The following is a 12,080-nucleotide window of genomic DNA, read 5'->3' on the forward strand; positions in this document are numbered from 1 at the left end:
GATGGCCGCCTGGACCCGCGTCGCCGGGACGCCGAAGGTGGGGGGACACTCGCTCGCGTCGAGCACGCCGAGCCGTCCGCTGGTGCCCGCGCCCACGTAGAGCAGCCGGCCGCCAGCGCGCAGCGCTTCCGCCACGGCCCGGGCAGCCGTCGCGATGGACGGCAACGCCTCACGGACCGCGCGAAGCGCGATCAGGTCTTCTTGATGCAACCGTCGGACGACCGCCTCGACAGGGAGGAGGTCCAGGTCATCCGCACGGGGGTGGAGCCGTTCGGTGGGCGGAAGCGCGGACTTTCGAGCGCGCGTCATGCCCACCGGAAGGCCCCCGGACTTCAGGCGGCCTTGGTCACCTTGCCGGCCTTGATGCAGCGGGTGCAGACCAGCACGCGCTCGATGCTGCCGCTCACGTTCGCCCGCACCTTCTGCAGGTTCGGCAGGGTCCGCTTCTTGGTCTTGTTGTTCGCGTGGCTGACGTTGTTACCCACCAGCGGACGCTTCCCACAGAGGTCGCACTTCCACGCCATGACTGCTAACTCCTTGAAAACTGGGGCGTTCGACAGCAGCCCATAAAAGAGCGGCGGACCCTACCAGAAACAGGCCGGAAATCCAGCCGGATCCGACCCGAGGGCCTATCCCTTGAGCGGATCCTTCTTCTTCAACATGTCCTGCACCAGCCGCGCGGCGCGCATGCCCGCGAGCAGCTCGCCCTCCAGGCCCAGGCCGGGCAGCACCTCGCGGCCGGCCAGGATCACGTTCTTCGAGGGCGTGCGCTGCTTCAACCCCGTGACGCCCAGGAAGGCTTCCGTTTCGAAGCTGTAGAGCGGGTGGGGCATGAGCCGGCTGCCGCGCACCCCCCCGGCGTCCAGGTAGGGGACCGAGCGCAGCGCGCGGTGCTGCTTCGTGAAGGGCATCAGCCGGTCCAGGTGCTCGTCGATGCGCGCGGCCAGCACCTTGAGGTGCTCCTCGCCCTCGTCGCGCGCGGTGGCCGGGACGAAGGCGCCCGCGCACACCACGCGCACGCCCTCCACGTCCTTGCCCCCCGTGCCCGCGGAGGTGCGCGCCGGGTGCTGCTGCACGAGCAGCGGGCCCAGCTCCGCGTCCTGGGTGTCCACCAGCACCAGCTCGCCCATGCCGCGCGGGAGCGCCGCCTCCGGCACCACCCAGTTCACGCTGAAGAGCAGCGACTTGATGTTGGATTGATCCAGGTGCTCCAGCAGGCCGCGGTGGTGCTTCTTGTCCGTCACCAGCCGGCGCAGCGCCCCGGAGTCCGTGGCCGTCACCAGGCACGACGCGCGGTAGAGCGTGTCCGAGCGCACCAGCTTCACGCCGGAGAACTTGCTGCCGTCGAACGCCAGCTCCTCGACGATGAAGCCCGCCGGGTTGTCGCGGCCCAGCACGTCGCCGCCCAGCTCCGTCAGCCGCCGGGTGAGCACGTCGCGCAGGGCGTCCATGCCGCCGGGGTAGGTGGACGGCGCGGTGAGCACCTGGGACAGGGCCCGCGTCCGCGCCAGGGGCGCGGAGGGCTTCTCCAGGTGGACCAGGAAGGGCAGCAGGCCGCGCACCAGCGCCAGCGCCGGCTCCTCGCCCGCCAGCCGCGGCGCGGCCTCCAGGGCCGGGTGTTCCTTGATCTGCCCCTTGAGCTTCCAGCCGTCGAAGAAGCCGTCGGGCGGCAGCTGGGGGCCCTGCTTGAAGAAGGCGTCGGTGGCCTCGTGCTGCGCGGCGCTGCCGGTGAGCGCGCCCTGGATGCCCTCGCCGGCCTCGCCGAACTCGCGCGTCAGCTCCGCGCGGCGGCGGGCGGCGTCCCCGAGCAGGTCCACCCGGTTCCTGGGCAGCACGAGCTGGAGCTCCGGGGCGTGGGGCGCAGCGCGCGGCCGATGGCGGTGGACAGCCCCAGCTCGTTGAGGGCCTCCTCCACGGCGGGCATCGCCTTGAGGGGCGGCGCGACGAAGGGGGCGTAGGGCAGCACGAAGCCGTCGTGCTCGTAGCCGGGGCCCATGCCGTCGTGCTCCACCAGCAACACGCGGTGGTTGCGCTTCGCCAGGAGCGCGGCGGCGAGCGCGCCTCCGACCTGGCTGCCCAGCACGATGACGTCGTACACGTGCCGGGACGGGCCCGAGGGGAGCTTGAGTTTGGCGGCGGACGTCGACATGGCCGCCGAACACTACACAACGTCACCGCGTCTGGCGCCCTTTTGGCGCCCCGGCTTCCGGGAGGCCGGACCCGGGGTGGGGCGGCCAGGCCCCCCTCAAATCCTGGAGCTGAACAGGTGCGCGAGCAGCTCCGGGGGCAGCGTGTCGAAGTCCGGGGCGGTGAAGTGGGCTCCCGCCTTCTTCAGCGCCTCCGCGGTCGTGGTGGTGGTGATGCCCACGGTGAGCATGCCGGCGGCGCGCGCGGACAGCACGCCGTTGATGGCGTCCTCGAAGGCGAGGCACGACTCCGGGGGCACGTTCAGCGCCTGGGCCGCCGCGAGGAAGATGTCCGGCGCGGGCTTGCCGCGCGCCACCTGTTCGGCGCCGACGATGCTGGCGAAGAACGGCCGGACGGAGAGCCCGTCCAGCACCAGCTCGCGGTTGCCCAGCGGCGCGGCGGTGGCCACGGCCAGGGGCAGGTGCGCGTCGCGCAGGCGCTGCAGGAAGCCCTCCGCGCCCCGGTGCAGCGCCAGGTAGGGCCGGTAGATGGCGCGGTAGTGGGACTCCTTCTCCTCGGCGAGCGCGTCCAGCTCCGCGACGGAGAGGGTGCGGCCCAGCAGCTGCGGGAGGATCTCCTCGTTCTTCTTGCCCGCGAACTCGTTCTGGAAACGTTCCGCCGTCAGCCCCTCCAGCCCGAGCTTCCGGGCGAGCGACACCCAGGCGCGGTTGTGGAAGTCCATGTTGTCGACGAGCGTGCCATCCATGTCGAAGACGGCGGCGAGCAGGGGGGCGGCTGCGGGAGTCATGTTCTTCCCAATACCGATTCTGGCCGCCATGTCACCCCCGAATCTCACGTACGAGCCCCTTCCGGGCTGATATCCCCCACGGCATGAGCGAGGACGTGCTGCTGGAGACGCGGGGCGCCGTGGGCCTGGTCACCCTCAACCGACCGAAGGCGCTCAACGCGCTCTCGCTGGACATGTGCCGGGCGCTGCATCCCCGGCTGGATGCGTGGGCGGCGGACCCGTCCGTGAAGGCCGTGGTGATCCGCGGCGCGGGAGGCAAGGCGTTCTGCGCGGGAGGGGACGTGCGCGCGGTGGCTGCTTCGGTCGCACGGCAGGACTCCGGCACGCCGCTGTCGCGCGAGTTCTTCCTCGCGGAGTACGCGCTCAACCACCGGATCCACCACTTCCCCAAGCCGTTCATCGCGCTGGTGGACGGCATCTGCATGGGAGGGGGGCTGGGGCTGTCCATGCACGGGGCCTTCCGGGCGGTGACGGAGAAGCTGGTGCTCGCGATGCCGGAGACGGCCATCGGCATCTTCCCGGACGTGGGCGGCGGTTGGTTCCTGCCGCGCTTCCCCGGCGAGGCGGGGACGTACCTGGGGCTCACCGGCGCGCGGTGTGACGCGGCGGATGCGCTGTGGCTGGGCTACGCGACGCACCGGGTGGAGTCCTCGCGGCTGGAGGACGTGGTGGACGCGCTGGTGGCCGCGGACTGGAGCGGACCGGGGCGCGACGTGGCGGCGCGCGTGCTCCAGGGCTTCCATCAGGAGCCGGGGGCTTCGGGGCTCGCGGCGCGGGCGGACGTCATCGCGCGGTGCTTCCAGGGGAACCGCGTGGAGGACGTCCTCACGGCGCTGGAGCGCGAGGGCACGGCGTGGGCGGAGGAGACCCGCGCGGCGCTGCTGCGCATGTCTCCCACGAGCCTCCGGGTGACGCTGCGGCAGCTGCGCATCGGACGCGGCCAGGACTACGACGCGACGGCGCGCATGGAGTACCGGTTGAGTCAGGCGCTGACCGCGCGGCCGGACTTCAAGGAGGGGATCCGCGCGGTGCTCGTGGACAAGGATCAGAAGCCGCGCTGGAGCCCGGCCACGCTCGCGGAGGTGACGGACGCGGAGGTGGAGGCCTGCTTCGCGCCCCGGCCGGGAGACGAGCTGGAGCTGCCCGCGCCGGGGTGATTCGCGAACACCGAGAGGGCGACGGCCCGGCTCGCGGCCCAGGCGTGCTGCGTGTCGGGCACGGGCGGCGAGGTCCCGCGCGAGGAGGCTACAGGTCCTCGTCGCTCACGACGGTGCGCCCGTCCGCGCGCAGGAGCGCGGTGGTGATGCCTTCACCGGGGCGCAGCACGCCGGTCTCGTAGACGCGCTGGCTGCCGCACGAGGGGCTCTTTTCCTTCAGCAGCGCCACCGTGACGTCGAACCGCCGCGCGGCGTCCAGGGCCAGCCGGGCGCCCTCCTGGAACGCGGCGGTGCGGTCCTCGCGCGTCTCCCGCGTGAGGCCCGCGCCCGGCCGGCCCAGACGTCCACGCCCGTGCCACCGGCGAGGTCCACGGGAGGCCGAGGGATGCCCAGGCCCGCCGCGGCCTCCGGACAGATGGGGATGACCGCCTTGCCCTCCAGCGCCGCGAGCACGCTCTCCGAACGCTGCGAGCGCCCGTCATAGCGGCACGCCTCGCCCAGCAGGCACGCGCTGACCAGCACCGTGGGGGCCGCGCGCAGGGCCGCCGTCGAGCCTCCTGGGCCACGGCATCGCTTCCGGAAGGCGGAGCGTGCTCCGCCAGGCCCTCCACCTTCGTCACTTCGGGGCCCCCGGGCTGCGCAGGGCGCCGGCGTCTCCCGTCACCCGCGCATCCACCCGGGTGCGCGTCCCGTCCAGCGTCACCGCGCCCGTCACCGCCAGCCGCACGGCCAGCGGATACAGCCGGTGCTCCTCCGCGAGGATGCGCGCGCTCAGGCTCGCCTCGTCATCCTCCGGCAGCACGGGCACCGCGGCCTGCGCGATGATGGGGCCCGTGTCCGTGCCCGCGTCCACGTAGTGCACCGTGCAGCCGGCCACCTTCACGCCGCGCTCCAGCGCCTGCTTCTGCGCATGCAGGCCCGGGAACGCGGGCAGCAGGGAAGGGTGGATGTTCAGCACGCGCCCCGGGAAGCGCTTGAGGAAGTCCGCGCTCACCAGCCGCATGAAGCCCGCCAGACACACCCACTCCACGCCCGCGTCCGCCAGCACGCCGAGCACCGCCGCCTCGAAGTCCGCCTTCGACCCGAAGCCCTTGGGGTCCACCACCTCCGCGCGCACGCCCGCCTTCCGGGCGCGCTCCAGCGCGAACGCCGTGGGCACGTTGGACAGCACGCACGCCACCTCGGCCGGGTAGTCCGCCTGCCGGCCGCGTCGAGCAGCGCCTGCAGGTTGCTCCCGCCGCCGCTGACGAGCACCCCCAGCCGCGCCCGCCGCGCGCTCATGGGTCGATGACCGCCGTGGCCTCGCCCTGGCCCGCTTCCACCCGGCCCACCTCGGACGCCTCCACCCCGCGCGCGCGCAGCACCTCCAGCGCCTTCGCCACGTCCTCCTTCGCCACCACGACGATGAGGCCCAGGCCCATGTTGAACGTGCTGAACATCTCGTCGCGCGCGACGCCGCCCGTCTTCGCGATGAGGTCGAAGATGGCCGGCTTCCTCCACGAGGACTCGGTCAGCACCGCGCGCGTCCCGTCCGGCAGGCAGCGGGGCAGGTTGCCCGGGATGCCGCTGCCGGTGATGTGCGCCATGCCCTTCACCTTCACGGCCTGGCACAGCGCGAGCGCGTCCTTCACGTAGATGCGCGTGGGCTCCAGCAGCGCGTCCCCCAGCGGCCGGTCCAGCCCCGGCGGCGTCATGTCCAGGGCAGCTTCGCGTCGTCCAGCAGCACCTTGCGCGCCAGCGAGTAGCCGTTGCTGTGCAGGCCCGACGACGTGAGGCCGATGAGCGCGTCGCCCGGCTTCACCGTCTTGCCGTCGATGATGGCCGAGCGCTCCACCACGCCCACGCAGAAGCCCGCGACGTCGTACTCGCCCCGCGCGTAGAAGCCCGGCATCTCCGCCGTCTCCCCGCCCAGCAGCGCGCACCCCGCCTGCTCGCAGCCCATGGCGATGCCCCTGACCACCTCCGCCGCGGCGTCCACCTCCAGCTTCCCCGTGGCGAAGTAGTCCAGGAAGAACAGCGGCTCCGCGCCACAGGTCAGGATGTCGTTCACCGACATGGCGACCAGGTCGATGCCCACCGTGTCGTGGCGCCCCGCCAGGAAGGCCACCTTCAACTTGGTGCCCACGCCGTCGGTGCCCGCCACCAGCACCGGCGCCTGGTACTTGCCGGGCGGCAGTGCGAACAGGCCGCCGAACCCGCCCACCCCGGCCAACACCTCGGGGCGCGTGGTGCGCGCGGCATGGGGCTTGATCTTCTCGACGAACGCGTCGCCGGCCTCGATGTCTACTCCGGACTGCTTGTAGGTCGTTCCCACGGGCCGGCCTTGTACCCCTCCCGGAGGCCCCTGTCTCGGGCCTCGGCGAGCACCTGTCGGGTTTGCGGCGGCGCGCAGCCCTCGGGCGCCCGCACGATATCGGTCTGGGATATTTGACCGGTGGGATGGGGGCTGATTGACTCGCGGGCCAGATGGGCGCCGAGGAAACCCTCTTTCAACGTTTTGGCAAGGAGTTCCCCAAGGGCACCGAGCTCTTCCGCGAGGGAGAGATCGGCAAGGAGATGTTCGTCATCCAGTCCGGGAAGATCGCCATCTCCAAGCGCGTGCGCGACGTGGAGAAGGTGCTCGCGGTGCTGGGCCCGGGCGAATTCTTCGGCGAGATGGCCATCATCTCCAACAAGCCCCGGAACGCCTCCGCCGTGGTGCATGACGACGCGAAGCTGCTCGTCATCGACCCCAAGACCTTCGAGGCGATGATCCGCGGCAACGCGGAGATCGCCGTGCGGATGATCAAGAAGCTGGCCGAGCGCCTCTCCGAGGCGGACGCCCAGATTGAAAACCTGCTCCACGGCGACCCCGCCAGCCGCGTCGTGCACCAGATCCTCCAGGCCTGCCAGACGCGCGGCCGGCCGCTGGAGGAGGGCGTGGAGGTGGACTTCGCCGTGCGGGAGATGCCCCGGCAGATCGGCGTGGGCGAGCCCGCGGTGCGCAGCATGCTGGAGCGCCTGGAGCGCGCGGGCCTCCTCGAGCGCAGCGGTGACAGGCTGACCGTGTATGACACGGCCCGGCTGCATGACTTCCTCAACTACCTTGAGATGAAGTGGAAGTTCGGAGACCTCTAGCGTGAAGCTGCAAGTCCTCGGGTGCCACGGCGGCGAGCTTCCCACGTGCAGGAGCACCTGCTTCCTCGTGGACGACGTGCTCGCGCTCGACGCGGGCGCACTCACCGGGACGCTCTCGCTGGAGCAGCTGTGCAAGGTGGACGACGTGCTCGTCGGCCACAGCCACTTCGACCACGTGAAGGACCTGCCGCTGCTCGCCGACCTCGTCATCGGCCGGCGCGACAGGCCCGTCACCATCCATGCCTCCCGCGAGTGCGCCAGGGCGCTGCGCGAGAACATGTTCAACAACTCGCTGTGGCCGGACTTCACGCGCATCCCCACGCGCCACAAGCCCGTGCTGGCCATCAAGACCTTCCGCGCCGGCAGCACCTTCCAGGTGGGCCCCTACACCGTGAAGAGCGTGCCGGTGAGCCACCCCGTGGAGTCGTGCGCCTTCATCATCAGCGACGGCAAGTCGTCGCTCGCCATGAGCGGCGACACCGGCCCCACGGACAAGCTGTGGAAGGCGCTCAACGCCACGAAGAACCTGAAGGCGCTGCTGCTGGAGGCCAGCTTCCCCAACAGCCTCCAGGCCCTGGCGGACATCTCCGGCCACCTGACGCCCGCCACCGTGGGCTCGGAGCTGCGTAAGTTCGACCGCAACGGCGCCCAGGTGATGCTCTACCACCTGAAGCCCGCGTTCGTGACCCAGCTCAAGAAGGAGCTGGCCCCGCTGCCCGTGAACGTCCTGGAGCTGGGGGAGACGTTCCAGTTCTAGGGCCGGCCGTGCCGCGGCGCGCCGTACGGGGGTATTGACGGCTCGCGGCCGCCGGATTAACCCCCGGGCCTCATGGCCTGGTTCTCCAAGAAGCCCCGCATCGCCGTCGACTCCGAGCCCGCCGCCGAGCCCCAGCCCTCCCGCATGCAGGGCCTCTGGGCCAAGTGCGAGCAGTGCGACGAAATCATCTACCGCCAGGAGCTCGAGAAGAACTGGATGGTGTGCATGCACTGCGAGCACCACCACGCCTGGACGGCTCGCGCGCGCCTCGCGGCCACGCTGGATCCGGACTCCTTCGAGGAGTTCGACAAGGAGCTGGAGCCCCAGGACCCGCTCGGCTTCACCGACTCCAAGAAGTACAAGGACCGGCTCAAGTCCACGCGCAAGAACCTGGAGGAGAACGACGCGTTCATCTCCGGCGTGGGCCGCATCGAGGGCCACCCCGTCTCCGTGGGCTGCTTCGTCTTCGAGTTCATGGGCGGCTCCATGGGCTCCGTGGTGGGTGAGAAGGTCACGCGCGTGTTCGAGCGCGCCTTCGAGATCAAGTGCCCCGCGGTGGTGTTCTCCGCCTCCGGCGCGCGCGCATGCAGGAGGGCATCTTCTCCCTGATGCAGATGGCGAAGACGTCCGCGGCCATTGCCCGCTTCCGCACCAGCGGCAAGCCGTACATCTCCGTGATGCTCAACCCCACGACGGGCGGCGTGGCCGCGTCCTTCTCCTGGCTGGGCGACATCATCCTCGCGGAGCCCAAGGCCCTCATCGGCTTCGCCGGCCCGCGCGTCATCGAGCAGACCATCCGCCAGAAGCTGCCGGAGGGCTTCCAGCGCTCGGAGTTCCTGCTGGACCACGGGATGATCGACGCCATCGTCCACCGCAAGGAGCTGCGCGGGAAGCTGGGCCAGCTGATGGGCATGCTGGGGTAGGGCGGCGGGCCTCCACCCCATGGACGCCCCGCGCGCCGCCCCCCGGACTCCGGAAGAAGCCCTGCGCTTCTTCCAGGCGCTCAACCCCTCCGGCATCAAGCTGGGGCTGGAGCGGGTGCGGGACGCGCTCGCCTCGCTGGACCACCCGGAGCGCGACTACCCGGCGCTGCACGTCGCCGGCACCAACGGCAAGGGCAGCACCTGCGCCTTCGTGGCGCGCGCGCTGGAGGCCGCCGGCCACCGCGTGGGGCTCTACACGTCCCCGCACCTGGTGCGCGTCAACGAGCGCATCCGCGTCCGTGGCGCGGACATCCCGGACGACGTCTTCGGGCAGCGCATCCTGGAGGTGCTGGAGCGCTATCCGTCCGCGCTGACGGAGCCGATGACGTACTTCGAGTTCGGCACCGTGGTCGCGCTCTGGCACTTCTCCCGCGAGCGCGTGGACGTGGCCGTGCTGGAGACGGGGCTGGGCGGCCGGCTGGACGCCACCACCGCCGCGAACCCCGTCGTGACGTGCGTCACGCCCGTGTCCTTCGACCACATGGAGTACCTGGGCCACACGCTGCGGGAGATCGCCTGGGAGAAGGCCGGCATCTTCAAGCCGGGCGTCCCGGTCGTGCTTTCGAGGCAGGAGCCGGAGGCCCTGGACTCGCTCCTGCGCCGCGCGGAGCAGCTGGGCGTGCCCGTGCAACTGGAGGGCCGCGACTTCGGCATCGTCCCGGGGGCCAGTGACACGCTGTCGTACCGGGGCGCTGGCTGGTCGCTCGACGGCATCACGCTCGCGCTGCGTGGTCCGTATCAACGGCAGAACGCGGCGGTGGCCCTGGCCTGCCTGGAGGCCCTCCAGGCCCGGGGCGTGGCGGTGACACCGGAGGCCGCTCAAGAGGGGCTGGCCACCGCGCGCTGGCCGGGACGCCTGGAGGAGCTGGCGCGGGGCCCGACGGTGGTGGTGGACGGCGCCCACAACCCGGCGGGCGTGGCGGTGCTGCTGGAGGCGCTGCGCGCCCTCTACGCGGGCAGGCCGCTGCACCTCGTCTTTGGTGTGGTGGCGGACAAGGACCGGGGGCCGATGATGCAGGCCCTGTTTCCGCTGGCGGCTTCTGTACACCTCACGCCGCTGGACACGCCGCGCTCGCTTGCTCCGGAGCGATACATCGCTGAAGCACGGCTTTTGTGTTCACGGGCCGTCTCGCACGCCTCCCTGGAAGAGGCCCTTGCGGGAGCGAGGGCCGATGCAGTGGGTCGTCCGGACGGTGTCGTGTTGGCGACGGGTTCATTGTTCCTGGTAGGCGCCGTGAAGCAATTGGTCGATCGAAGCCTTGGCGCAATGCGGCAGCAGCAGTAACTTTGCGACATGCGCCTGCCGGACTGGAGATCAGCGCTTCCGGGACCCCCGATGCCCACCGTCGACGAGGTCGATTTCCGGGCGCTGTACTCCAAGACGAACTACGTGGTGGAGACGGCGGACGGCTGGTCGCTGGTCATCACGCGCTACCGGCCGGTGAAACAGGCGTTCGCGCAGCCGCTGTTCGGTGAGCCGCTGCTCCTGGTGCACGGCTTCTCCCAGAACCGGCACACGTGGACGAGCGGCCAGTTCGTCAAGAACCTGCTCTTCTTCGGCGTGGACATCCACATCCTGGAGCTGCGCGGGCACGGCAAGAGCTCCATCGCCTTCCAGAAGGAGCGCGCCGAGCGCTTCAAGCGCCCGCTGCCGCAGGACCTGGACTACGGCTGGGACCTGGACAGCTACTTCCTCTACGACCTGCCGGCGGCCGTCTCCGGCGTCAAGCGCATCACCCGGCGCGAGCGCGTCTTCTACTGCGGCCACTCCATGGGCGGCATGCTGGGCTACGGCTACGCCGGCATCCACGACGACTTCGAGGGGCTCATCACCATCGGGTCGCCCGCGGACCTGGGGCGCGGCTTCATGCTGCTGCGCGCGCTGGCGCACGGCTCGCCGCTGGTCGCCAGCGCGGTGGACCTGACGCTGGGCGGGCTGAATCTCAACCGCCGCGCGGCGTCGCTGGGCCGCTCGCTGCTGGCGAAGGGGGCGGGCGCCTTCAGCCCCTCGCTCCAGAAGCGCCTGGAGCCGGACGCGTCCAAGCCGCTGGTGTTCAAGGCGGTGCCGGTGGACGTGGTGCTCAAGTGGGTGGAGCGGCAGCTGGCGCAGGCGGACGAGTCCGCGCTGTATCAGCGCTTCACGCGCAAGCTGAACCGGCTGGTCAACACCGAGCGGGTCAGCCGCGACGACATCCGCTGGCTGCTGCGCGAGGGCGGCGAGCGCGAGCCCCGCAAGGTGCTTGAACAGTTCGCCCGGTGGATCCGCCGGGGCGAGATGGTCTGCTACCGCACGGACTACGACTTCAAGCGCGGCTTCGGGAAGATTGAAATCCCCATGGCCATCATCTTCGGGGACCTGGATCCGCTGGCCTCCGTGGAGTCCACGCGCAGCGTGTACCGCGCCGCGAAGAGCGAATACCTGCTGTGGCGGCCGGTGAAGGGCAACAGCCACGTCGAGCTGACGATGGGGCACGACATCCGGCAGATCTGCTACGACATCAAGAACCTCATCGAGTACACGCGCACGCACCGCACGCGCTCGCCGGCCCTACCGCGCTTGCGTTGAAGCGCGGACGTTCCGGTCAGCCTGAAAAGTTGGTGCCTCCCGGGCGCGTGATAATTTCGCGCGCGTCTGTCTTCTGACGCATGTCACGGGAGTGGTCGATGAAGGGCTTCGCGGTGTCGCTGCTCGGGTTGTGGCTCGTGCCGCTGGTGGCGCTGGCGCAGCAGCCGGCGGACTTCAACACCATCACGTCCGTCACCGTGAACGGCGGCACGGTGGAGATCACCGGCAGCAAGAAGCCGGACTTCAACAGCTTCACCATGACGGATCCGCCCCGGCTCGTCATCGACGTGTCCGGCGCCGTCTTCCAGGGCGTGGCGGAGGAGCAGCCGGTGGGCAACGGCACCGTGACGGGCATCCGCACCCAGGCCTACGGCACGGAGTCCTCGTCCATCGCGCGCATCCTCATCGGCTACGAGCGCGAGGTGGAGACGGACATCCAGTCCTCCGGCACGAAGCTGGTGGTGAAGGTCCTGGGCGGCGGAGGCGGCGTGGCCGTCGCGCAGGCCACGCCCCCGGAAGGGCAGGGGACGCCGGCGCAGCAGGGCACCGCCGTCGCGGCCAACAC

At 70.9% G+C, this 12,080-nt stretch carries 12 protein-coding genes and 4 pseudogenes; 7 read left to right on the top strand and 9 right to left on the bottom strand.

Translation table 11 applies throughout. From position 1 onward, the window contains the following. From ACLEQD_RS24915 to ACLEQD_RS24935, 5 genes and pseudogenes are all read right to left on the bottom strand, one after another. A pseudogene (locus tag ACLEQD_RS24915) lies at nucleotides 1-210 on the bottom strand (N-acetylmuramic acid 6-phosphate etherase); the annotation flags it as partial. 122 nt (nucleotides 211-332) lie between these two features. Then, entirely contained in the window at nucleotides 333-524 is a 192-nt protein-coding gene (gene rpmB / locus ACLEQD_RS24920; RefSeq protein ID WP_410387346.1) for a 50S ribosomal protein L28, read from the bottom strand. 105 nt (nucleotides 525-629) lie between these two features. Next, nucleotides 630-1,835, bottom strand: a complete 1,206-nt coding sequence (locus tag ACLEQD_RS24925; protein ID WP_410387348.1) for a desaturase — start codon at nucleotides 1,833-1,835, stop codon at nucleotides 630-632. Continuing rightward, nucleotides 1,775-2,149, bottom strand: a complete 375-nt coding sequence (locus ACLEQD_RS24930) for an NAD(P)-binding protein (protein WP_410387350.1) — start codon at nucleotides 2,147-2,149, stop codon at nucleotides 1,775-1,777. The genes ACLEQD_RS24925 and ACLEQD_RS24930 overlap by 61 nt, the downstream gene beginning before the upstream one ends. Nucleotides 2,150-2,245: 96 nt before the next feature. After that, nucleotides 2,246-2,935, bottom strand: a complete 690-nt coding sequence (locus ACLEQD_RS24935) for an HAD family hydrolase (protein ID WP_410387352.1) — start codon at nucleotides 2,933-2,935, stop codon at nucleotides 2,246-2,248. An 83-nt stretch (nucleotides 2,936-3,018) separates the two neighbouring features. On the opposite strand from ACLEQD_RS24935, the gene ACLEQD_RS24940 reads away from it, so the two are divergent. Further along, nucleotides 3,019-4,092 (top strand): enoyl-CoA hydratase/isomerase family protein, encoded by a 1,074-nt coding sequence (locus ACLEQD_RS24940; RefSeq protein ID WP_410387354.1) that lies wholly within the window; start codon nucleotides 3,019-3,021, stop codon nucleotides 4,090-4,092. An 88-nt stretch (nucleotides 4,093-4,180) separates the two neighbouring features. On the opposite strand, the gene ACLEQD_RS24945 is transcribed toward ACLEQD_RS24940, so the two are convergent. The 4 genes and pseudogenes from ACLEQD_RS24945 to purM form a co-directional block, all read right to left on the bottom strand. Beyond that, nucleotides 4,181-4,357 (bottom strand): DUF523 domain-containing protein, encoded by a 177-nt coding sequence (locus ACLEQD_RS24945; protein ID WP_410387368.1) that lies wholly within the window; start codon nucleotides 4,355-4,357, stop codon nucleotides 4,181-4,183. Next, the gene (locus ACLEQD_RS24950; protein WP_410387356.1) at nucleotides 4,309-4,614 is read right to left on the bottom strand and encodes a 2-thiouracil desulfurase family protein; all 306 of its coding nucleotides are present in this window, start codon (nucleotides 4,612-4,614) and stop codon (nucleotides 4,309-4,311) included. The genes ACLEQD_RS24945 and ACLEQD_RS24950 overlap by 49 nt, the downstream gene beginning before the upstream one ends. A gap of 94 nt (nucleotides 4,615-4,708) precedes the next feature. Next, nucleotides 4,709-5,373 (bottom strand): annotated as a pseudogene (gene purN / locus ACLEQD_RS24955) (phosphoribosylglycinamide formyltransferase). Continuing rightward, nucleotides 5,370-6,406: pseudogene (gene purM / locus ACLEQD_RS24960) on the bottom strand (phosphoribosylformylglycinamidine cyclo-ligase). The pseudogenes purN and purM overlap by 4 nt, the downstream one beginning before the upstream one ends. A gap of 152 nt (nucleotides 6,407-6,558) precedes the next feature. Between purM and ACLEQD_RS24965 the strand changes: the two are divergent. The 6 genes and pseudogenes from ACLEQD_RS24965 to ACLEQD_RS24990 all read left to right on the top strand — a co-directional run. Continuing rightward, a complete protein-coding gene (locus ACLEQD_RS24965; protein ID WP_410387358.1) occupies nucleotides 6,559-7,209 on the top strand; it encodes a Crp/Fnr family transcriptional regulator in 651 nt (216 codons plus the stop codon). Between the two features lies 1 nt (nucleotide 7,210). Further along, nucleotides 7,211-7,966 (top strand): MBL fold metallo-hydrolase, encoded by a 756-nt coding sequence (locus tag ACLEQD_RS24970; RefSeq protein WP_410387360.1) that lies wholly within the window; start codon nucleotides 7,211-7,213, stop codon nucleotides 7,964-7,966. A 72-nt stretch (nucleotides 7,967-8,038) separates the two neighbouring features. Continuing rightward, nucleotides 8,039-8,889, top strand: a pseudogene (accD, locus tag ACLEQD_RS24975) (acetyl-CoA carboxylase, carboxyltransferase subunit beta). A gap of 19 nt (nucleotides 8,890-8,908) precedes the next feature. Then, entirely contained in the window at nucleotides 8,909-10,234 is a 1,326-nt protein-coding gene (locus tag ACLEQD_RS24980) for a bifunctional folylpolyglutamate synthase/dihydrofolate synthase (protein ID WP_410387362.1), read from the top strand. A gap of 9 nt (nucleotides 10,235-10,243) precedes the next feature. Further along, nucleotides 10,244-11,515, top strand: a complete 1,272-nt coding sequence (locus ACLEQD_RS24985) for an alpha/beta hydrolase (RefSeq protein WP_410387364.1) — start codon at nucleotides 10,244-10,246, stop codon at nucleotides 11,513-11,515. 98 nt (nucleotides 11,516-11,613) lie between these two features. Then, nucleotides 11,614-12,080, top strand: a 467-nt coding sequence (locus ACLEQD_RS24990) for an AMIN domain-containing protein (RefSeq protein WP_410387366.1), incomplete at its 3' end; no start/stop codon positions are given.

The sequence above is a fragment of the Corallococcus sp. 4LFB genome (assembly GCF_046520365.1).
Lineage (GTDB): Bacteria > Myxococcota > Myxococcia > Myxococcales > Myxococcaceae > Corallococcus > Corallococcus caeni.